Source organism: Staphylococcus sp. AC872 (assembly GCF_979255425.1).
This window is the reverse complement of the sequence record NZ_CEEDKW010000002.1, coordinates 241,782-263,436: the sequence shown is the minus strand read 5'-3', so window position 1 is coordinate 263,436 and position 21,655 is coordinate 241,782. Positions and strand designations below refer to the sequence as shown.

The 21,655-nt window shown below is 32.8% G+C and carries 19 protein-coding genes and 2 pseudogenes; all 21 read left to right on the top strand.

The window, feature by feature from the left end; translation table 11 throughout:
• Positions 1-125: 125 nt before the first annotated feature.
• The 21 genes and pseudogenes from rimP to ACZ267_RS04050 all read left to right on the top strand — a co-directional run bounded on the left by rimP (position 126) and on the right by ACZ267_RS04050 (position 21,614).
• Entirely contained in the window at positions 126-593 is a 468-nt protein-coding gene (gene rimP / locus ACZ267_RS04150) for a ribosome maturation factor RimP (protein ID WP_015365074.1), read from the top strand.
• Positions 594-613: 20 nt separating this feature from the next.
• Positions 614-1,846, top strand: coding sequence for a transcription termination factor NusA (gene nusA, locus ACZ267_RS04145; RefSeq protein ID WP_015365073.1), 1,233 nt, complete (start codon positions 614-616; stop codon positions 1,844-1,846).
• A gap of 19 nt (positions 1,847-1,865) precedes the next feature.
• Positions 1,866-2,153 carry an RNase P modulator RnpM gene (gene rnpM, locus ACZ267_RS04140; RefSeq protein WP_002450545.1) on the top strand — a complete coding sequence of 96 codons (288 nt, stop codon included), beginning with the start codon at positions 1,866-1,868 and terminating at the stop codon, positions 2,151-2,153.
• Positions 2,150-2,467: a L7Ae/L30e/S12e/Gadd45 family ribosomal protein gene (locus ACZ267_RS04135; protein WP_002466040.1), complete on the top strand. Its 318-nt coding sequence runs from the start codon at positions 2,150-2,152 to the stop codon at positions 2,465-2,467. Before rnpM ends, ACZ267_RS04135 begins: the two co-directional genes overlap by 4 nt.
• 4 nt (positions 2,468-2,471) lie before the next feature.
• A complete protein-coding gene (infB, locus tag ACZ267_RS04130) occupies positions 2,472-4,637 on the top strand; it encodes a translation initiation factor IF-2 (RefSeq protein ID WP_047210781.1) in 2,166 nt (721 codons plus the stop codon).
• A 139-nt stretch (positions 4,638-4,776) separates the two neighbouring features.
• Positions 4,777-5,127 (top strand): 30S ribosome-binding factor RbfA, encoded by a 351-nt coding sequence (gene rbfA / locus ACZ267_RS04125; RefSeq protein WP_002466047.1) that lies wholly within the window; start codon positions 4,777-4,779, stop codon positions 5,125-5,127.
• A gap of 152 nt (positions 5,128-5,279) precedes the next feature.
• Complete coding sequence (truB, locus tag ACZ267_RS04120) at positions 5,280-6,197, top strand: tRNA pseudouridine(55) synthase TruB (protein WP_079449098.1); 918 nt, start codon at positions 5,280-5,282, stop codon at positions 6,195-6,197.
• 12 nt (positions 6,198-6,209) lie between these two features.
• A complete protein-coding gene (gene ribF, locus ACZ267_RS04115; protein WP_002466033.1) occupies positions 6,210-7,181 on the top strand; it encodes a riboflavin biosynthesis protein RibF in 972 nt (323 codons plus the stop codon).
• Positions 7,182-7,294: 113 nt separating this feature from the next.
• Positions 7,295-7,564 (top strand): 30S ribosomal protein S15, encoded by a 270-nt coding sequence (gene rpsO / locus ACZ267_RS04110; RefSeq protein ID WP_002450539.1) that lies wholly within the window; start codon positions 7,295-7,297, stop codon positions 7,562-7,564.
• Between the two features lie 135 nt (positions 7,565-7,699).
• On the top strand, positions 7,700-9,799 hold the full coding sequence (pnp, locus tag ACZ267_RS04105) for a polyribonucleotide nucleotidyltransferase (RefSeq protein WP_002466036.1): 2,100 nt from the start codon (positions 7,700-7,702) through the stop codon (positions 9,797-9,799).
• Between the two features lie 186 nt (positions 9,800-9,985).
• Positions 9,986-11,659 (top strand): ribonuclease J2, encoded by a 1,674-nt coding sequence (gene rnjB / locus ACZ267_RS04100; RefSeq protein ID WP_015365069.1) that lies wholly within the window; start codon positions 9,986-9,988, stop codon positions 11,657-11,659.
• Positions 11,660-11,898: 239 nt separating this feature from the next.
• Positions 11,899-12,732 (top strand): annotated as a pseudogene (locus ACZ267_RS04095) (cell division protein FtsK); the annotation flags it as partial.
• A 111-nt stretch (positions 12,733-12,843) separates the two neighbouring features.
• Positions 12,844-14,295: pseudogene (locus ACZ267_RS04090) on the top strand (DNA translocase FtsK); the annotation flags it as partial.
• Between the two features lie 2 nt (positions 14,296-14,297).
• Positions 14,298-15,011, top strand: coding sequence for a GntR family transcriptional regulator (locus ACZ267_RS04085; RefSeq protein ID WP_015365067.1), 714 nt, complete (start codon positions 14,298-14,300; stop codon positions 15,009-15,011).
• A 12-nt stretch (positions 15,012-15,023) separates the two neighbouring features.
• Positions 15,024-16,310 (top strand): EF-P 5-aminopentanol modification-associated protein YfmF, encoded by a 1,287-nt coding sequence (gene yfmF, locus ACZ267_RS04080; protein WP_037539758.1) that lies wholly within the window; start codon positions 15,024-15,026, stop codon positions 16,308-16,310.
• Positions 16,310-17,599: an EF-P 5-aminopentanol modification-associated protein YfmH gene (yfmH, locus tag ACZ267_RS04075; RefSeq protein WP_015365066.1), complete on the top strand. Its 1,290-nt coding sequence runs from the start codon at positions 16,310-16,312 to the stop codon at positions 17,597-17,599. Before yfmF ends, yfmH begins: the two co-directional genes overlap by 1 nt.
• Positions 17,596-18,300: an elongation factor P 5-aminopentanone reductase gene (ymfI, locus tag ACZ267_RS04070; protein WP_002465810.1), complete on the top strand. Its 705-nt coding sequence runs from the start codon at positions 17,596-17,598 to the stop codon at positions 18,298-18,300. The genes yfmH and ymfI overlap by 4 nt, the downstream gene beginning before the upstream one ends.
• A 134-nt stretch (positions 18,301-18,434) precedes the next feature.
• Entirely contained in the window at positions 18,435-19,271 is an 837-nt protein-coding gene (locus ACZ267_RS04065; RefSeq protein WP_015365064.1) for a YmfK family protein, read from the top strand.
• A gap of 20 nt (positions 19,272-19,291) precedes the next feature.
• Complete coding sequence (locus ACZ267_RS04060) at positions 19,292-19,684, top strand: helix-turn-helix domain-containing protein (RefSeq protein ID WP_002465806.1); 393 nt, start codon at positions 19,292-19,294, stop codon at positions 19,682-19,684.
• A gap of 30 nt (positions 19,685-19,714) precedes the next feature.
• Positions 19,715-20,290 carry a CDP-diacylglycerol--glycerol-3-phosphate 3-phosphatidyltransferase gene (pgsA, locus tag ACZ267_RS04055; protein ID WP_015365063.1) on the top strand — a complete coding sequence of 192 codons (576 nt, stop codon included), beginning with the start codon at positions 19,715-19,717 and terminating at the stop codon, positions 20,288-20,290.
• Positions 20,291-20,462: 172 nt separating this feature from the next.
• On the top strand, positions 20,463-21,614 hold the full coding sequence (locus ACZ267_RS04050) for a CinA family nicotinamide mononucleotide deamidase-related protein (RefSeq protein ID WP_047210786.1): 1,152 nt from the start codon (positions 20,463-20,465) through the stop codon (positions 21,612-21,614).
• Positions 21,615-21,655 lie beyond the last annotated feature (41 nt).

The following is a 21,655-nucleotide window of genomic DNA, read 5'->3' as shown; positions in this document are numbered from 1 at the left end:
GTTAGGGTGTGATTTGTTTACTTGCATAACTTATGGTATACTTAACTTGCTTAAAAAATTAGTAACTCAGGCAAAAGAGTGGGCATATACCCGCTCTTTTCTATTTGCCTAAAAGGGAGGCCTGTATGAGTAAAATAGCTGAACAAGTTGAACCTATTATTCAACCCGTATTAGATGAGCTTAACTTTGAACTAGTTGAAATTGAATACGTTAAAGAAGGTAAAGATCATTTTTTAAGAATTTCAATAGACAAAGAAGGTGGCGTTGATCTTAATGATTGTACGTTAGCCTCAGAAAAAATAAGCGAAGCTATGGATGCAAATGATCCAATACCTGAAATGTATTACTTAGATGTAGCATCACCAGGCGCAGAAAGACCTATCAAGAATGAGAAAGCGCTTAAAAATGCAGTATCACATCCCATTTTTATTTCACTTTATGTACCAATCGAAAATGAAAAAGAATGGTTAGGTATTTTAAAAGAAGTCAAAGAGGATATTATATTAATAGAAGTCAAAGAGAAATCTAAAACAAAAACGATAGAGATACCACGCAATAAAATTGCAAAAGCACGTCATGCAGTAATGCTATAACGTGGTGAGGAGGAAGAGCCGTGTCAAGTAATGAATTATTATTAGCAACTGAATATTTAGAAAAGGAAAAGAAAATTCCGAGAGAAGTATTAATTGATGCCATTGAAGCAGCTTTAATTACTGCTTACAAGAAAAATTATGATAGTGCCAGAAATGTAAGGGTAGAACTTAATATGGATGAAGGTACTTTCAAAGTAATTGCGAGAAAAGAAGTTGTCGAAGAAGTATTCGATGATAGAGAAGAAGTTGATATTAGTACTGCACTAGTTAAAAATCCAGCATATGAAATTGGTGACATATATGAAGAAGATGTGACACCACAAGATTTCGGACGTGTTGGTGCTCAAGCAGCTAAACAAGCAGTCATGCAACGTTTAAGAGATGCTGAAAGAGAAATTCTTTATGATGAATTTATCGATAAAGAAGAAGATATTTTAACTGGTGTGATTGACCGTGTAGACCATAGATATGTTTATGTTAATTTAGGTCGTATTGAAGCAGTATTATCTGAAGCAGAGAGAAGTCCTAATGAAAGCTATATTCCTAACGAAAGAATTAAAGTCTTCGTTAATAAGGTTGAACAAACAACTAAAGGACCTCAAATTTACGTGTCAAGAAGTCATCCAGGCCTTTTAAAACGATTATTTGAACAAGAAGTACCTGAAATCTTTGATGGTACCGTTATCGTTAAATCAGTTGCACGTGAAGCAGGCGATCGTTCTAAAATCAGTGTTTACTCTGAAAACCCTGAAATCGATGCAGTAGGTGCATGTGTGGGTTCAAAAGGTGCTCGAGTTGAAGCTGTAGTTGAAGAACTTGGTGGTGAAAAGATTGATATTGTTCAATGGAACGAAGATCCTAAAGTGTTTGTAAGAAATGCTTTAAGTCCATCACAAGTGTTAGAGGTTATCGTAGATGAAGAAAATCAATCAACAGTAGTGGTCGTTCCAGATTATCAATTATCTTTAGCAATTGGTAAACGTGGTCAAAACGCACGTTTAGCAGCTAAATTAACTGGTTGGAAAATTGATATAAAATCTGAAAGTGATGCACGTGATGCAGGCGTTTATCCTGTTATTGAATCAGAAGAAATCGCTGATGAAGTTGTAAATTCAGGTGATGAGGATATTGAATTTGATGATGTGAATTTAGAGGAATCAAATTTAACTACTGCAGAATTAGCAGCAGAAACTGATGAATCGTTAGAAGAAACGGATGAAGTAACTACTGAAGATAAAGATACAGAAAAATAGTTTGGAGTGATGATTGAACATGAAAAAGAAAAAAATTCCAATGCGTAAATGTATCATATCTAATGAAATGCATCCTAAGAAAGATATGATTAGAGTTGTGATTAATAAAGAAGGCGAAATATTTGCTGATGCTACTGGTAAAAAACAAGGCCGTGGTGCCTATGTTTCAAAAGATGTTCAATTAGTAGAAAAAGCACAACAAAAAGAGGTTTTAGAAAAATATTTTAAAGCTTCAAAAGAGCAATTAGAGCCTGTATATAAAGAGGTTATTCGTTTAATTTATAGAGAAGAGATTCCAACAAAATGATTAATGAGAAGATATTTAATTTTTTAGGTCTTGCGATGAGAGCAGGTAAAGTGAAAACGGGTGAATCAGTTATTGTCAGTGATATGCAAAAGGGCAATATTAAATTAGTTATATTAGCTAATGATGCTTCTCCAAACACTACGAAATTAATTAAGAATAAAACTTCGAGTTATAAAGTGCCTTTAAGGGTATTTGGAACAAGAGAAGAATTAGGGATAGCACTTGGTAAAGGCGAGAGAGTCAACGTTGGCATTACAGATCAAGGTTTTGCCAAAAAGTTGCTGTCTATGATAGATGAATATCGTGAGGAGTGATTATATGAGTAAACAAAGAATTTACGAATATGCGAAAGAATTAAATCTAAAGAGTAAAGAGATTATAGATGAATTAAAGAGTATGAACGTTGAAGTGTCGAACCATATGCAAGCTTTAGAAGATGACCAAATTAAAGCTTTAGACAAAAAGTTCAAACCAGGACAAAGTAACGAAACACAAAAGAATACTCAAAATAATCACAATAAATCTGAAAATAAGCAACAAAATAACCAAAAACAAAATAATAATAAATCAAATAATCAAAACAAGCAGAATAATAACAACAAAGGTAAACAACAAAATAATCAAAATAACAACAACAATAAGAAGAATAATAAAAATAACAAAAACAACAAAAATAATAAAAAGAATAATCAAAAGCAAAGTTCTCCACAACAAGCAGAACCTAAAGAAATGCCATCTAAAATTACTTATCAAGAAGGCATCACAGTAGGAGAATTAGCAGATAAATTGAATGTTGAATCTTCAGGTATAGTTAAGAAATTATTCTTATTAGGTATTGTTGCAAATATTAACCAATCATTAGACCAAGAGACGCTTGAGTTAATTGCAGATGATTACGGTGTTGAAATTGAAGAAGAAGTCATTATCGAAGAAGAAGATTTATCTATTTACTTCGACGATGAAACTGAAGATCCAGATGCTATCGAACGTCCTGCAGTTGTTACTATTATGGGACATGTTGACCATGGTAAAACAACGTTATTAGATTCAATTCGTCATACAAAAGTTACTGCAGGCGAAGCGGGCGGTATCACACAACATATTGGTGCTTACCAAATCGAAAATGAAGGTAAAAAAATTACTTTCCTTGATACACCTGGACACGCAGCATTCACTACAATGCGTGCACGTGGTGCTCAAGTTACAGATATAACAATTCTTGTAGTAGCTGCCGACGATGGTGTTATGCCTCAAACAATTGAAGCAATCAATCACGCTAAAGAAGCGAATGTTCCTACAATTGTTGCAGTTAATAAAATAGATAAGCCAACAGCAAACCCTGACCGTGTAATGCAAGAATTAACAGAGTACGGTTTAATCCCAGAAGACTGGGGTGGCGATACGATTTTCGTACCACTATCAGCATTAAGTGGTGAAGGTATCGATAGTTTACTAGAAATGATTGGATTAGTTGCAGAAGTTCAAGAATTAAAAGCAAATCCTGAAAAACAAGCAGTAGGTACTGTGATTGAAGCTGAATTAGATAAATCAAGAGGCCCTGCAGCATCATTACTAGTACAAAATGGTACATTACATCAAGGAGATTCAATTGTTGTAGGTAATACGTATGGTCGTATTCGTGCCATGGTTAATGACTTAGGACAACGTATCAAAACTGCTGGTCCATCAACACCAGTTGAAATTACAGGTATTAATGATGTACCACAAGCAGGCGATCGCTTTGTAGTATTTAAAGATGAAAAACAAGCACGTCGTATAGGTGAAGCACGTCATGAAGAAAGTGTCATTCAACAACGTCAAGAAAGTAAAAACGTTACATTAGATAACTTGTTTGAACAAATGAAACAAGGTGAAATGAAAGACTTAAACGTTATTATTAAAGGTGACGTTCAAGGTTCTGTAGAAGCTTTAGCAGCATCATTGATGAAAATAGATGTTGAAGGTGTAAATGTACGTATTATTCACACTGCAGTAGGTGCAATTAACGAATCTGATGTTACTTTAGCCAACGCATCAAAAGGTATTATCATCGGATTTAATGTACGTCCGGATGCAGGTGCTAAGCGTGCAGCTGAAGCAGAAAACGTAGATATGCGTTTACACCGTGTTATTTATAACGTTATTGAAGAGATTGAATCAGCTATGAAAGGTCTACTTGACCCTGAATATGAAGAACAAGTCATTGGTCAAGCAGAAGTACGTCAAACATTCAAAGTATCTAAAGTTGGTACAATTGCAGGTAGTTATGTTACAGAAGGTAAAATTACTCGTAATGCAGGCGTACGTGTCATTCGTGATGGCATCGTTCAATTTGAAGGTGAATTAGATACCTTAAAACGTTTCAAAGACGATGCTAAAGAAGTAGCACAAGGTTATGAATGTGGTATTACGATTGAAAAATATAATGACCTAAAAGAAGGCGACATTATTGAAGCATTCGAAATGGTTGAAATCAAAAGATAATCGTTAATATTATGATGAAGTTTGGAGGTTGAGACAGGCGATATATATTAGAGCGGTAAACAATGTTCTAATAAATAATTGTCTTTTGTCTCACCTCTTATTTAAACTGAAAATTAAAGAATAAGAGAGGTGACAATAAATGAGTAATATGAGAGCAGAACGTGTTGGCGAACAAATGAAAAAAGAAATCATGGATATCGTTAATAATAAAGTGAAAGATCCTAGAGTTGGTTTTATTACAATTACAGATGTTGAATTAACAAATGACTTATCTCAAGGTAAAGTTTATTTAACAGTTCTAGGCAATCAAAAAGAAGTAGATAATACTTTTAAAGCATTGGAAAAAGCTAAAGGATTTATAAAATCTGAACTTGGCTCACGTATGAGATTACGTATTATTCCAGAATTATCATTCGAATATGATGAATCAATAGAATATGGTAATAAAATCGAACGTATGATCCAAGATTTACACAAACAAGATAAATAATAATCATTTTATTTTAGCCTGGGAAAATGTTTCTCAGGCTATATACATATCAAAATCATTTAATATTAAAGTATGAACAATATCATCCATTTCATAGTTAAATGTTATAATAAATAAGTATATCAATTTTGAAAAATAAAAGGTGTGAAACCATGTATAACGGTATATTACCAGTATATAAAGACCGAGGATTAACCAGTCATGATGTGGTCTTTAAACTAAGAAAGATACTTAAAACTAAAAAAGTTGGTCATACGGGTACGTTGGATCCTGAAGTATCAGGCGTCTTACCTATATGTATTGGCTCAGCAACACGTGTGAGCGATTATGTTATGGAAATGGGTAAATCCTATGAAGCAACTGTAACAATTGGTAGAAGTACAACTACAGAAGATCAGACAGGCGAAACAGTTGAATATCAAAAAATAGAAGAAAATGAACTAACTGACATTCAAGTTGACGATATTATCAGACAGTTTGAAGGTACGATAGAACAAATTCCACCAATGTACTCTTCGGTTAAAGTTAAAGGGAAAAGGTTATATGAGTATGCACGCAATAATGAAACTGTGGAACGACCAGTGAGAAATGTAACGATTAAACATATTGCACGTACATCCCCTTTACGATTCAAAGACGGCGAATGTCATTTTGATATTTCAGTAAATTGTGGTAAGGGAACATATATTAGAACATTAGCGACGGATATAGGTTCAAAATTAGGTTTGCCAGCACATATGTCGTTGTTAACACGTGTCCAATCAGGGGGATTTGACCTCGAACAAAGTCTGACTCTTGAAGATATACGTTCATTACATGAGTATGATGCATTACAAGATAAATTGTTTCCTATAGAATATGGTTTGAAAGGTTTACCGCAAATCAATATAGATAATGAACAAATCAAACAACGCATTTTGAATGGTCAAAAGTTTTATAAAAAACAATTTCAAAATATAACGAATGACCAATTTGTATTTGTTGATGATTCTACTCAAAAAGCAATGGCAATATACATTGTACATCCAGATAAACCAGATGAATTAAAACCTAAAAAAGTATTTAATTAAAGGAGATTTATTATGAAAGTGATAGAAATTACCCATCCAATTCAAGATGACCAACGAATAAATGAAAACGTTGCGATGGCGTTTGGTTTCTTTGATGGTATGCATAAAGGGCATGATAAAGTTTTTCAAACATTAGATCAACAGGCACAATCTCGTGGACTGAAGAAGGCTGTTATGACGTTTGATCCACATCCATCTGTTGTGTTAAATCCTGAACGCAAAAGAACGACTTACTTAACACCACTTTCAGACAAAATTGATATGATAGCTTCACATGATGTGGACTACTGTATCGTTATTAATTTCTCATCTAGGTTTGCAAATGTAACATCTGAAGAATTTATTGAAGAATATATTATTAAAAATAATGTCAAAGAAGTTATTGCTGGATTTGACTTTACGTTTGGTAAATTTGGTAAAGGTAATATGACGGTGTTAAATGAGGTTGATTCATTTAATACGACAATAGTGGGCAAACAAGAATTAGACGATGAAAAAATTTCTACTACAGCGATTAGAGATGCATTACAAAGCGGTGAATTGCAAAAAGCGAATGAGGAATTAGGTTACTTATATAAAATAAAAGGTACTGTTGTTCAAGGTGAAAAACGTGGACGAACAATTGGATTCCCAACTGCTAATGTTCATCCTAGTGATGATTATTTGTTACCCAAAAAAGGCGTTTATGCAGTAAGTATGGAAATTGGCACCGAACAAAAATTATATCGAGGCGTTGCAAACGTTGGTGTTAAACCCACTTTCCATGATCCAGCAAAGGCAGAAGTTGTCATAGAAGTTAATATTTTTGATTTCGATGAAAATATTTATGGAGAACGAGTAGTGGTATACTGGCATCATTTCTTACGCCCTGAAATAAAATTTGATGGTATCGATCCATTAGTAGAGCAGATGAATGATGACAAAGCTCGTGCTAAATATTTATTATCTGTTGATTTTGGAGACGATGTATCATATAATATATAAAGTTGATTAAAACAAGACAGACTTGTTTAAGAGACAACCTTTTTCTTAGTAGGTCGAGACTCCGACGCCTAACTCGGATAAAGGAGTATACAAATTAAAGGAGGAAATTGACAATGGCAATTTCACAAGAACGTAAAAATGAATTAATTAAAGAATACCGTACTCACGAAACAGATACTGGTTCTCCAGAAGTACAAATCGCTGTTTTAACTGCAGAAATCTCTGCATTAAACGAACATTTACGTGAGCACAAAAAAGATCACCATTCACGTCGTGGATTATTAAAAATGGTTGGTCGTCGTAGACATTTATTAAACTACTTACGTGGTAAAGATATTCAACGTTACCGTGAATTAATCAAATCTTTAGGTATCCGTCGTTAATCTTAATAATAAATTAGGAAAGCACCATTCGATTGGTACTTTCCTTTTTTTATTGTCTAACAAATAAGAACTAATATAAATTAAATGTAATAAATGATATGATATAGATAATAGAATTTAGAGAGGAGATTCATAATGTCTCAAGAGAAGAAAGTTTTTAAAACTGAGTGGGCTGGCAGATCATTAACAATTGAGACAGGACAATTAGCCAAACAAGCTAACGGTGCTGTTTTAGTACGTTATGGTGATACAGTTGTCTTATCAACTGCTACAGCTTCTAAGGAACCACGTGATGGTGACTTTTTCCCATTAACAGTTAATTATGAAGAAAAAATGTACGCTGCAGGTAAGATTCCTGGAGGATTTAAAAAAAGAGAAGGACGTCCAGGAGATGACGCAACATTAACTGCACGTTTAATAGATAGACCAATACGACCATTGTTCCCTAAAGGATATAAGCATGATGTTCAAATTATGAATATTGTGCTTAGTGCTGACCCTGATTGTTCACCTGAAATGGCCGCTATGATTGGTTCTTCAATGGCTTTAAGTGTGTCTGATATTCCATTCTTGGGGCCTATTGCAGGTGTGAATGTAGGATATGTAGATGGCAAGTATGTGATTAATCCAACTGTTGCTGAAAAAGAAGTATCGCGTTTAGATTTAGAAGTAGCAGGCCATAAAGATGCAGTTAATATGGTTGAAGCTGGTGCGAGTGAAATCACAGAAAGTGAAATGCTTGAGGCAATCTTCTTTGGTCATGATGAAATTAAACGATTAGTCGCTTTCCAACAAGAAATCATTGATTATATTCAACCGGAAAAGCAAGAGTTTATTCCAGTTGAAAGAGATGAAGAACTTGTTGAAAAAGTTAAATCATTAACTGAAGCTAAAGGATTAAAAGATACAGTATTAACTTTTGATAAACAACAACGTGACATTAATTTAGACGCTTTGAAAGAAGATATCGTTGCTGAATTTATTGATGAAGAAGATCCTGATAATGAAGCGTTAATTAAAGAAGTATATGCTATTTTAAATGATTTAGTTAAAGAAGAAGTTAGACGTTTGATTGCAGACGAAAAAATACGTCCAGATGGTCGTAAACCTGATGAAATCCGTCCTTTAGAATCGGAAGTAGGACTTCTACCAAGAGCGCACGGCTCAGGCTTATTCACTCGTGGTCAAACACAAGCATTGTCTGTTTTAACACTAGGTGCTCTAGGAGATTATCAATTAATTGATGGTCTAGGACCTGAAGAAGAAAAGCGCTTCATGCATCACTATAATTTCCCTAACTTCTCTGTAGGTGAAACTGGGCCTGTAAGAGCACCAGGACGTCGTGAAATTGGTCACGGTGCCCTTGGTGAAAGAGCACTTAAATATATTATTCCAGATACATCGGACTTCCCTTATACAGTGCGAATTGTAAGTGAAGTATTAGAATCTAATGGTTCATCATCACAAGCTTCAATTTGTGGTTCAACATTAGCGCTAATGGATGCCGGTGTACCAATCAAAGCACCAGTTGCCGGAATTGCAATGGGATTAGTTACACGTGAAGATAGTTATACTATTTTAACTGATATTCAAGGTATGGAAGATGCGCTAGGTGATATGGACTTTAAAGTAGCAGGTACTAAAGATGGTATTACTGCAATCCAAATGGATATTAAAATTGATGGTTTAACACGTGAAGTAATTGAAGAAGCTTTAGAACAAGCGCGTCAAGGTCGTTTAGCGATAATGGATCATATGTTACAAACAATTGATCAACCAAGAAACGAATTAAGTGCATATGCACCTAAAGTGGTTACTATGAATATTAAACCTGAAAAAATTAGAGACGTAATCGGACCTGGTGGTAAAAAAATCAATGAAATTATTGATGAAACAGGTGTTAAATTAGATATCGAACAAGATGGTCAAATATTCATCGGTGCTGTGGATCAAGAAATGATTGATCGCGCACGTGAAATTATTGAAGAAATCACACGTGAAGCAGAAGTTGGTCAAGTATATAATGCTAAAGTTAAACGCATTGAAAAATATGGTGCCTTCGTAGAATTGTTCCCTGGAAAAGATGCATTATTACACATCTCACAAATTTCAACTGAGCGTATTAATAAAGTTGAAGATGTATTAAAATTAGGTGATTCAATCGAAGTTAAAGTAACTGAAATTGATAAACAAGGCCGCGTTAATGCATCTCACAAAGCAATTAATGAAAAATAATGATATCTTACAAGATTGGAAACCCAATAAAGGTTTCCAATCTTTTTTAGTTCATACAAAGAATTCAAATATCCTATTATAATATAGAGTCATGACGTGCATTAATAGTGTACATCAAGCAAATTTTAACTTATAATAAATGGTGAGTTTATATATGGACGGGGATTAATTATAGGAGGTAACATTTTGAGTTTAATAAAGAAAAAAAACAAAGACATTCGCATCATACCACTTGGTGGTGTTGGAGAAATTGCGAAAAATATGTATATCGTTGAAGTAGACGATGAAATGTTTATGCTAGATGCAGGCTTAATGTTTCCAGAAGATGAAATGTTAGGTGTAGATATAGTAATACCAGACATTCAATATGTCATTGAAAATAAAGAAAAGTTAAAAGGGATATTCCTTACACATGGTCACGAGCATGCAATGGGTGCTGTAAGTTATATTTTAGAACAAGTTGATGCACCTGTGTATGGTTCAAAATTAACAATTGCACTTGTTAAAGAGAATATGAAGTCTCGAAATATTAATAAAAAAGTACGTTACTATTCAGTCAATCATGAATCTGTGATGCGTTTTAAAAATGTGAATATTAGTTTCTTTAATACTACACACAGTATCCCTGATAGTTTAGGTATTTGTATTCATACTTCATATGGATCAATCGTTTATACTGGTGAATTTAAATTTGACCAAAGTTTAAGAGGGCAATATTCTCCAGATTTCAAACGTATGGCGGAAATTGGTGAAGAAGGCGTATTTGCATTAATTAGTGATTCTACAGAAGCAGAAAAGCCGGGGTACAATACACCTGAAAATGTCATCGAACATCATATGTATGATGCATTTGCAAAAGTTAAAGGTCGTTTGATTGTATCATGTTATGCATCGAATTTTATAAGAATTCAACAAGTGTTAAATATTGCTAGCCAATTGAATCGAAAAGTCTCATTTTTAGGTCGTTCATTAGAAAGTTCATTTAATATCGCACGCAAAATGGGATATTTCGATATTCCTAAAGACTTACTTATTCCAATTAGCGAAGTCGAAAATTATCCGAAAAATGAAGTCATCATTATTGCGACAGGAATGCAAGGCGAACCTGTAGAAGCGTTAAGTCAAATGGCTCAACAAAAACATAAAATTATGAACATCGAAAAAGGTGATTCAGTATTCTTAGCGATTACTGCATCTGCCAATATGGAAGTCATTATAGCTGATACATTAAATGAATTAGTACGTGCTGGTGCACATATTATTCCAAATAATAAAAAAATACATGCGTCAAGTCATGGTTGCATGGAAGAGTTAAAAATGATGATTAACATCATGAAACCAGAATACTTTGTACCAGTTCAAGGTGAATTCAAAATGCAAATTGCGCATGCTAAGTTAGCAGCTGAAGCAGGGGTTGCTCCTGAAAAGATTTTCCTTGTTGAAAAAGGGGATGTCATCAATTACGATGGCAAGAATATGGTATTAAATGAAAAAGTACATTCTGGCAATGTATTAATTGATGGTATTGGTGTAGGAGATGTCGGTAATATTGTATTAAGAGATCGTCATTTGTTAGCTGAAGATGGTATTTTTATTGCTGTTGTAACGCTGGACCCTAAAAACCGTAGAATTGCTGCTGGTCCTGAAATTCAGTCAAGAGGCTTTGTTTATGTACGAGAAAGCGAAGAATTATTAAAAGAAGCTGAAGAAAAAGTGCGAGAAATTGTAGAAGCTGGCTTACAAGAAAAACGAATTGAATGGTCAGAAATCAAACAAAACATGAGAGATAAAATTAGTAAATTACTTTTCGAAAGTACAAAACGTCGTCCAATGATTATTCCAGTTATATCTGAAATATAATCATTATAAAATAAACTAAAGAGGTTGGGACAAACTCACGTTGTTTGTAGTTTAAGTATGTCAATCACTACAGACTTCAATAGACAAATGTTGAAATGCGAATCTGCATCAAGATAGATTCGTTGTATCATACAGATGTTCTATTATGTGTGTGACGTCCTTACCTCTTTCATCTTATTTAATAAAACTTTAAATAAATACGATACATACGAAAGATTAAAAAAAGAAGGTGTACGAATTTGCCACAAGCAAAGAAAAAATCGCCGACAAAGAAAAAATCGAATACAACTAGAAAGAAATCAACCACAAAGAAAAAGCAAACGGAGAGCCCATTAAGATATATTGTTGCTATCATTGTGGTTATTTTAGTCATTTTAGGTGCTTTTCAATTAGGCATCGTTGGAAGAATGATAGATAGTTTCTTTAATTATTTTGTCGGAATGAGTCGTTATTTAACATATATATTAATATTATTAGCAACAGGATTTATCACATATTCTAAAAAAATTCCTAAAACAAGACGTACGGTAGGAACGATTACTTTACAAGTAGCATTATTATTTATTTCTCAACTATATTATCACTTTAGTAAAGGTGTCGTATCTGAAAGAGAACCCGTTTTATCATACGTTTATCAATCATACAAACATAGTCACTTTCCTAATTTTGGTGGGGGCTTAATTGGATACTATTTATTAGAATTATTTATTCCACTTATTTCTATTATTGGCGTATTTATCATAACTGTTTTACTTGTTGCTTCAAGTATTATTTTATTATTTAATTTACGCCATAGAGATGTAACTAAAAAAGTTTTTGAAAATATTAGAACATCGAGTATTTCAGCCACTCAAAATTTAAAAGAAAAACGTGAAGTCAAAAAATCAAATAAAGAACAAAGAGCTAAAGATAAAGCTGAAAGAATAGACAAACGACATCGTACAAAAGATAAAGAAGAAATCAAAGATGTCTCAGATTTACCAGAAGTACCTCAAGATAGTGATATTCCTATTTATGGGCACAGTGATTCTGAGCAAGAACCTACCCCATCTAGACGAAAAAAACGATCATTTAGTAATGATTCAGAACAAATGTCACCAAAGGCAAGCGACATTCAGAACACTTCACAACCATCAACAGTAGATGAGCCAGAAAATCATCAACAGTCTAGTGATGAAGATAATGAAAATTCTATTTCAGAAGCTGGAGAAGAAATGAATGCAGCTTATGTAGTGCCACCATTATCATTATTAAACCAACCTACACATAAGCAATCGACATCAAAAGCAGAAGTGAAAAGAAAAGGACAAGTTCTAGAATCTACGATGAAAAACTTCGGTGTAGATGCTAAAGTGACGCAAATTAAAATAGGTCCAGCAGTAACACAATATGAGGTACAACCCGCGCAAGGTGTGAAAGTCAATAAAATAGTAAACTTGCATAATGATATTGCTTTAGCGTTAGCAGCTAAAGATGTAAGAATAGAAGCACCAATCCCAGGTCGTTCAGCAGTGGGGATTGAAGTTCCAAATGATAAAATTTCTCTTGTGGCACTCAAAGAAGTTTTAGAAGAAAAATTTCCTTCTAATGATAAATTAGAAGTAGGTTTGGGTAGAGATATTTCAGGTGACCCTATTACCATTCAATTAAATGAAATGCCTCACTTGTTAGTAGCAGGGTCTACAGGTAGTGGTAAATCAGTATGTATCAATGGAATTATTACAAGCTTGTTATTAAACGCGAAACCGCATGAAGTAAAACTTATGCTGATTGATCCAAAAATGGTAGAATTAAATGTATACAATGGTATTCCCCATTTATTAATACCAGTTGTAACTAATCCACATAAAGCAGCACAAGCATTGGAAAAAATAGTAGCTGAAATGGAGAGACGATACGATTTATTCCAACATTCATCAACTAGAAACATTGAGGGTTACAATCAATTTATTAGAAAACAAAATAAAGAATTAGATGAAAAACAAGCTGAGTTACCTTATATAGTAGTCATTGTCGATGAATTAGCTGACTTGATGATGGTAGCTGGTAAAGAAGTCGAAAATGCAATTCAACGTATTACACAAATGGCTCGTGCAGCGGGTATACATTTAATCGTTGCAACACAAAGACCATCAGTGGATGTTATCACAGGTATTATTAAAAATAATATTCCATCAAGAATTGCCTTTGCTGTAAGTTCTCAAACAGACTCAAGAACCATCATTGGATCTGGTGGAGCTGAAAAATTATTAGGTAAAGGTGATATGTTGTACGTTGGAAATGGAGATTCAACTAAAACAAGAATACAAGGTGCATTCTTAAGCGACCAAGAAGTTCAAGATGTAGTTAACTATGTTGTTGAGCAACAACAAGCAAATTATGTCAAAGAAATGGAACCTGATGCACCAGTAGATAAGTCAGAAATGAAAAGTGAAGATGCCTTATATGATGAAGCCTATTTATTTGTAATTGAAAAACAAAAAGCAAGTACATCTTTATTACAGAGACAGTTTAGAATTGGGTATAACCGAGCATCACGACTGATGGATGATCTTGAAAGAAACCAAGTGATTGGTCCACAAAAAGGTAGTAAACCAAGACAAATTTTAGTTGATATTGATAAAGATGAGGTGTAATTATGGCGGAAATGAATGCTATTTATAGAGTGAAACAATATATTCTAAACAAAATTAAGTCTGGAGAATTAGAGTTTGGTAGTAAACTACCTAGTAATTTAGCTATTGCTCGAGAACTCAATATTAAAACAGACGATGTTTATGAAGGTATAGGAGAATTAATTACTGAACAAGTAGTTGTAGATAATTTTGAAGAGGGTACCAGTGTCAAATCACTGCCCCCTTTCTTTTATCCATTAAATGAATTAATTAGTATTACTGAAATGATTAACAGTGCTGGTTATCAATCTGGTACAGAATATTTAAACTTTGATGAACAACCTGCAACGTTATTAGATGCTAAACGTTTAGGCATTAATGAGAAACAACCGGTAACTATTATAGAAAGATTGAAAACTGCTAATCATCAACCAGTAGTTTATTGTTTAGACAAGATTGCAAAGGACTATTTAACATGTACAGGTTATCAAGAAAGTAATGGATCAATGTTAAATGCAATTAAACATGCTACAGGACATACAGTCACTTATGCTGAAACTGATTTAGAAGCGGTTAATTATGAACCACATATTTCAGAAATGCTAAATGCCTCACCACATGAAGGATTAATGTTACTTAAGGTTACTCATTTTGATGAACAAAATAATCCAATTTTATATTCTTTAAATTATATGAAGAGTAGTTTAGTCAAATTTAGAATTACAAGAGAAAAATAATGGAAAATGTTAATGGAGGTATTGCAGTTGCATAACGAAAATCAAAATAATCATATACATGTGTTGCCAACCGAGAAATTTAAAACAACAACGATTACTTTTAAATTTATGGCACCACTTGAATATGAAACAATAACAGCACGTTCAGTATTAAGCAAAGTACTTGTTCGCGCATCTCAAAAATGGCAGGACGATAAAGCACTGAACCGTCGTTTATCTGAACTTTACGGCGCATATGTAAATAGCTTTGTTTCGAAATTTAAAGATAAACATGTCATCACTATTTCTTTAGAAATAGTCAATGAACGATATTTAAAAGATCAAACACCATTATTTGAGCATGGATTAGATTTATTAAATGAATTAATATGGAATCCTTTAATACATAATAAACAGTTTGACGACAAATTTGTGAAACAAGAAAAATCATTGTTAGGTAAAAAGATTGAAGCGATGATTGACAACAAAGCACAATATTCATTTTTAAAATTATTAGAAAATATGTTTGAAAATGAAGCATATCAATATTTAGCAACTGGTCAAATTGAACAAGTGCCACATGTAACACCTGCATCACTGTATGATACATATCAATCTATGATTGAAAACGACTACTGTGCTATTTATGTTGTTGGTAATGTTGATAAACAACAAGTCTATAATCAAATCCAATCTAAATTCGAAATTAAACCGTTTACTTTTGAAGTTTCTGATAATAAAGCACAAAAATTAGACAATAAAATTGAACAACTGCCAAAGACAATAGTTGAAACTGATGATGTCGATCAAGCTAAACTTAATTTAGGTTATCGTTTCCCAACTCATTATGGTAAAAGTAATTATTATGCTTTTATTGTGTTTAATATCATGTTCGGTGGAGATCCATCATCAGTATTATTTAATGAAGTACGTGAGCGTCAAAGTTTAGCATATTCTATACATTCTCAAATTGATGGTAAAAATGGATTTTTATTTGTGCTAAGTGGCGTATCAGCAGATAAATATGAAACTGCGAAACAAACGATTTTAGAAGAATTTGATAAATTCAAAAAAGGTGAATTTGACGAAAATAAACTTGCATTAGCTAAAAAAATTATTACATCTCAAAGACATGAATCTGCAGACAGACCAAAGAGTATTATTGAAATAGCACATAATCAAATTTTGTTAGATGAGCCTCAAAGTGATGAAGCTTTCTTAAATGAAATAGATAAAGTGACTAAAGAAGATATTATAAAATTAGCTAATGAAGCAGTATTAGATACAATTTATGTACTTACTAAAGGAGGGAATGAGTAGTGAAACAACATTATTATGATGTCATAGATGAGACAGTTTATGAACATGAATTACAAAATGGACTGCGTTTATTTGTCATACCAAAACCAGGATTTCAAAAAACGTTTGTTACCTATACTACTCAATTTGGCTCTCTAGATAGTCGTTTTAAACCGCTAGGTAAAGATGAATTTGTAACTGTACCGGATGGTGTTGCACACTTCTTAGAGCATAAGTTATTTGAAAAAGAAGAAGAAGATTTATTCACTGCATTTGCTGAGGAAAATGCACAAGCCAATGCTTTTACTAGTTTTGACCGCACAAGTTATTTATTTAGTGCGACAGATCATCTTGAGAATAATATCAAACGGTTATTGACTATGGTTGAAACACCTTATTTTACAAAAGAAACTGTAGACAAAGAAAAGGGTATAATTGCTGAAGAAATTAAAATGTATCAAGAACAACCTGGATATAAACTCATGTTTAATACATTAAGAGCTATGTATGAAAAACATCCTATTAGAGTTGATATCGCAGGTAGTGTTGAAAGTATCTATGATATTACAAAAGATGATTTATATCTTTGCTATGAAACATTTTATCACCCATCTAATATGGTGCTTTTCGTAGTAGGCGATGTAGAACCACAGTATATTGTTGATATTGTAGAAGAACATGAAAACCTTAGAGATAAAACGAATCAACCTAAAATTGAACGTGCATTGATTGATGAACCAAAATCAGTGAATCAACATGTTGTATCTGAAGAAATGAAACTACAATCTCCTAAGTTAATGCTAGGATTTAAAAATCAACCTTTAGATGAATCACCAGAAAAATATGTTCAACGTGATTTAGAAATGACATTTTTCTATGAACTTATTTTTGGAGAAGAAACAGAGTTTTATCAAGAATTATTGAATGATGATTTAATTGATGAAACATTTGGTTATCAATTTGTTTTAGAGCCAACTTATAGCTTTTCAATTATTACTAGTGCAACCAATCATCCAGATCAATTAAAACAGTTGCTTATCAAACAATTAAAGGATAACAAAGGTAATCTTACTGACGTTGAAGCATTTGATTTATTGAAAAAACAATTTATAGGAGAATTTATTTCAAGTCTTAATTCTCCTGAATACATTGCTAACCAATACGCAAAGTTATATTTTGAAGGCGTTAGTGTATTTGATATGTTAAACATCGTAGAAAATATCACGCTTGAAAGTGTCAATGAAACGTCTCAGTTATGCTTAGATTTAGATGAGATGGTAGATAGCCGTTTGGAGCTTAAAAACAAATGAGAGCATTAGTATTAGGTGGTTCAGGGTCAATAGGAACTGCAATTGTTGATCGGTTATTAGAAGATGGTTATGAAGTAGATTTACAATTTTTTTCAGCCGATAAATCAAAGTTAGTTACACGATATCTAAATCAACCTGTTAATTTAATACAATGTGATTTATCTAAGGATATCAATTTAGATAAGTTCTTTGGTCATATCAATCATCTTGATTGTATGATTTATGCAACAGGTACAGCATTGTATGGCATGATACAAGATGTAACAGATGGTCAAGTTGATCAATCTTACCATATCCATGTGAGACAATTCATTCGACTAAGTAGGTTTTTTGTTGATACTTTAAGACAAAGTGAAAATGGTAGAATTATAGTGATTTCATCTATATGGGGTGAAATGGGTGCTAGTATGGAAACTATTTATTCAGCAATGAAAAGTGCACAAATAGGTTTTGTAAAAGCATTAAGTCAAGAGTTAGCTCAAACAACAGTGACAGTGAATGCAATTACACCAGGATTTGTCTCAGGTAATATGAGCCAGAAGTGGTCAGAAGAAGAATTAGAAGAGATTCTAGATGATATCCCTCAACATCGCATGATAGAACCTTGCGAAATAGCACACACTTGTGCCTATTTATATGATCCGAGGGCTAAAAGTGTTACAGGGACCATACAAAAAGTGAATGGTGGATGGTATTTATAATCATTTCAATTAATAGTATTAACTATAAAACGTGATTTCTCTAGTACATGATATTCAATTCGATGTTATAATGTGATTATTATTAATCATTGAAATTGAACTTTTAGTTGTGTTTAAACAAGGGGTGGGTATTGGTGTCAGTTGCAGAGAGAAGAAAAGAATGGTATCTCGAATATGAAATTACAATGAACCGTGCCGGTTTGTTAGGTGATGTTTCAAGTTTATTAGGTATGCTAGGAATTAGTATTGTTACGATTAATGGTGTTGACCAAGGTAAACGTGGTTTATTAATTAAAACAGACAAACTAGAAAAAGTAGAACGCTTCGAACAAATAGTTAAAGAAATTAATGAAATTGATATTACTAAATTACGTATACCTGAATTGCGTGACAGATTAGCTGTCCGACATGGTCGCTACATAGAGCAAGATGCAGACGATAAAAAAACATTCCGTTTTGAACGAGAAGACCTGGGACTATTAGTAGATTTCTTAGCAGAATTATTTAAAGAAGAAGGACATAAGTTAATAGGAATTCGTGGTATGCCAAGAGTTGGGAAGACTGAATCAATTGTTGCTGGCAGTGTCTGTGCACACAAACGTTGGTTATTTATTAGTTCAACTTTAATTAAACAAACAGTTAGAAGTTCACTGATTAAAGGTGAATATGATTCAAATCATGTTTATATTATTGATGGCGCTGTTACAGCACGTGAATCTAATATGAAACATCAAGATTTAGTCAAAGAAATCATGACACTTCCTTCAGTAAAAGTAGTAGAACATCCTGATTTATTTGTAGAAGCATGTGATTATAGTATGGATGATTTTGATTACATCATAGAATTACGTGAAAATAAAAATCAAGAAATTCAATATGAAGAGATGAAAAAGCAAACGGTTCAAACTAAAAGTAAAAATAATTTAGACTTTGGTGACCCATTTGGTGGAGGTTTTGGATTCTTTGAATAGTTTTTTAAGGAGGCATCATTTTGAAAACAATAGGTGAAGTTTTAAAGAGTAGACGTGAAAGGTTAGGTATGACTCTAAATGAATTAGAACAACGTACTCAACTCAAACGTCATACTTTAGAACAAATTGAAAATAATGACTTTAATCAATTACCAAACAGTAACTATACTGAAGGTTTTATTAGAAAGTATGCCAGTGTTGTTAATATTGAACCTAATCATTTGATTGAAGTTCATCAAGATGAAATACCGGATAATCGTATTCAATTAGATGATGCGATTCATTCATTTGCTAATAGAGAAGCACCTCCTTATAGAAGAAAGTCAAAGGAATCCATACAAGTAGCAGTAATTATTGGGTTAGTGATTTTGGTTACACTTATGTTGTGGATTATAGCAGTACTATTATTTTAGATAAAAAAGTATTAGAAATGAGGATTTTAAATGAATATACCAAATCAGATAACGGTATTTAGAGTTGTACTCATACCAGTATTTATCTTATTTGCATTAGTCAATTTTGGTTTTGGGAAAATATCATTCCTAGGCGGATATGATATTAAAATAGAACTTTTAATAAGTGGTTTTATCTTTATCATTGCATCATTAAGTGATTTCGCAGATGGCTATTTAGCTCGTAAATGGCAATTAGTTACAAACATGGGGAAATTTTTAGATCCATTAGCTGATAAATTATTAGTTGCTAGTGCATTAATTGTGATGGTACAACTTGATTTAACCAATTCTGTTGTTGCTATTATCATTATTGCTAGAGAATTTGCAGTGACTGGGCTTAGATTATTACAAATTGAACAAGGATTTGTCAGTGCAGCCGGTCAATTAGGTAAAATCAAAACAGCAGTTACAATGGTTGCCATTATTTGGATTTTATTAGGTGATCCTTTAGCAACTTGGATTGGATTCCCAATTGGACAGGTATTATTATATATCGGTGTATTCTTCACTATTTTATCTGGTATTGAATACTTTTATAAAGGTAGAGATGTATTTAAACATTAATATATTAGCGAGTTGGAATGGCGTTTTATTTCAACTCGTTTTTTATTTTGGATTTATAGGTTGATTTGAAATGTCTAGCTATTGAGTAATCTCATTCTTAGATTTTAATTTTTCAAACGTTTATAATAGTGATATTACTTATATATGAGTATCAAAAGGGGAGAAATATGTTATGAATATTTCAATAATTGCAGTAGGATCAGAGTTATTATTAGGTCAAATAGCTAATACAAACGTTCAATATTTATCTAAATTATTGAACGGAGTAGGTAAAAACGTCGTTGAACATACTGTAATTGGAGATAATCCTGAACGTTTAGAGTACACTATACGACAAGGACTAGAGCGATTTGACATGATTGTACTAACTGGTGGCTTAGGTCCAACTAAAGACGACCTTACAAAGCACACTGTTGCAAAAGTATTAAATAAAGAATTAGTTATAGATGAGCCTTCTTTACAATATATTGAAAGTTATTTCGAGGACCAAGGACAAGTGATGACGCCAAACAATAAACAACAAGCGCTTGTTATAGAGGGAGCTACTGTACTTCCAAATAAAAATGGCATGGCACCAGGTATGTTAGTGGAAATTGCAGAAAAGAAGGTAGTATTATTACCTGGACCACCTAAAGAAATGCAACCAATGGCGAAAAATGAGTTATTACCACTTATATTAGATGATGATAAAGTTATCTTCTCAGAACAACTTAAATTTGCGGGAATAGGTGAGTCTAAAGTTGAGACGATCTTATTGGATTTAATTGACCAACAAACTAATCCTACTATTGCGCCACTTGCTGGGACACATGAAGTATATATTAGATTAACTGCAAATGCAGAAACTATAGAACAATGTCAGAAACTAATTCAACCGATTAAAAATGAAATTTTAAGTCGAATTGGCGAGTATTACTTTGGATCTGATGATATCAGTATAGAAGAATCAGTGATGAAATATATGAGCACTTCATTTGCAATATATGATGGCGTCACGAATGGGGCATTATATACTCGGTTGAAAAATGTAGATGACAGTCAATTATTAAAAGGTGCATTACCACATTCTTCACAATTTATTGATGTAAAACAAAATATTAATGAACAAATATATGAGAGTGCTAAATACGTCAAAGATTTGTTTAAAGTAGAAATGGGTATGACATTATTGCATGATGACAATGAAGTTTATTTAGGAAAACTTGTTGGAGATGAATTGGAAATTGAATCATTTAAAATGTCTCAAAACAGAAATTTACTTAGAAGCAGAAGTCAAAATTATGCATTAATTAAATTGTTAAAATGGTTAGAACAATCGAAATAAATCAATTACTGTTGGAATTAATAGCACGTTTGTTCGTTTTT

What these genes read in the sequence shown, in the direction of transcription:
- pgsA (WP_015365063.1), top strand. Translation starts at nt 19,715, where the DNA reads ATGAATATACCAAATCAGATAACGGTATTTAGAGTTGTACTCATACCA.
- ACZ267_RS04050 (WP_047210786.1), top strand. Translation starts at nt 20,463, where the DNA reads ATGAATATTTCAATAATTGCAGTAGGATCAGAGTTATTATTAGGTCAA.
- rbfA (WP_002466047.1), top strand. Translation starts at nt 4,777, where the DNA reads ATGAGTAATATGAGAGCAGAACGTGTTGGCGAACAAATGAAAAAAGAA.
- yfmF (WP_037539758.1), top strand. Translation starts at nt 15,024, where the DNA reads ATGGAGGTATTGCAGTTGCATAACGAAAATCAAAATAATCATATACAT.
- ymfI (WP_002465810.1), top strand. Translation starts at nt 17,596, where the DNA reads ATGAGAGCATTAGTATTAGGTGGTTCAGGGTCAATAGGAACTGCAATT.
- ACZ267_RS04135 (WP_002466040.1), top strand. Translation starts at nt 2,150, where the DNA reads ATGATTAATGAGAAGATATTTAATTTTTTAGGTCTTGCGATGAGAGCA.
- rpsO (WP_002450539.1), top strand. Translation starts at nt 7,295, where the DNA reads ATGGCAATTTCACAAGAACGTAAAAATGAATTAATTAAAGAATACCGT.
- infB (WP_047210781.1), top strand. Translation starts at nt 2,472, where the DNA reads ATGAGTAAACAAAGAATTTACGAATATGCGAAAGAATTAAATCTAAAG.
- rimP (WP_015365074.1), top strand. Translation starts at nt 126, where the DNA reads ATGAGTAAAATAGCTGAACAAGTTGAACCTATTATTCAACCCGTATTA.
- ribF (WP_002466033.1), top strand. Translation starts at nt 6,210, where the DNA reads ATGAAAGTGATAGAAATTACCCATCCAATTCAAGATGACCAACGAATA.
- ACZ267_RS04085 (WP_015365067.1), top strand. Translation starts at nt 14,298, where the DNA reads ATGGCGGAAATGAATGCTATTTATAGAGTGAAACAATATATTCTAAAC.
- truB (WP_079449098.1), top strand. Translation starts at nt 5,280, where the DNA reads ATGTATAACGGTATATTACCAGTATATAAAGACCGAGGATTAACCAGT.
- rnpM (WP_002450545.1), top strand. Translation starts at nt 1,866, where the DNA reads ATGAAAAAGAAAAAAATTCCAATGCGTAAATGTATCATATCTAATGAA.
- pnp (WP_002466036.1), top strand. Translation starts at nt 7,700, where the DNA reads ATGTCTCAAGAGAAGAAAGTTTTTAAAACTGAGTGGGCTGGCAGATCA.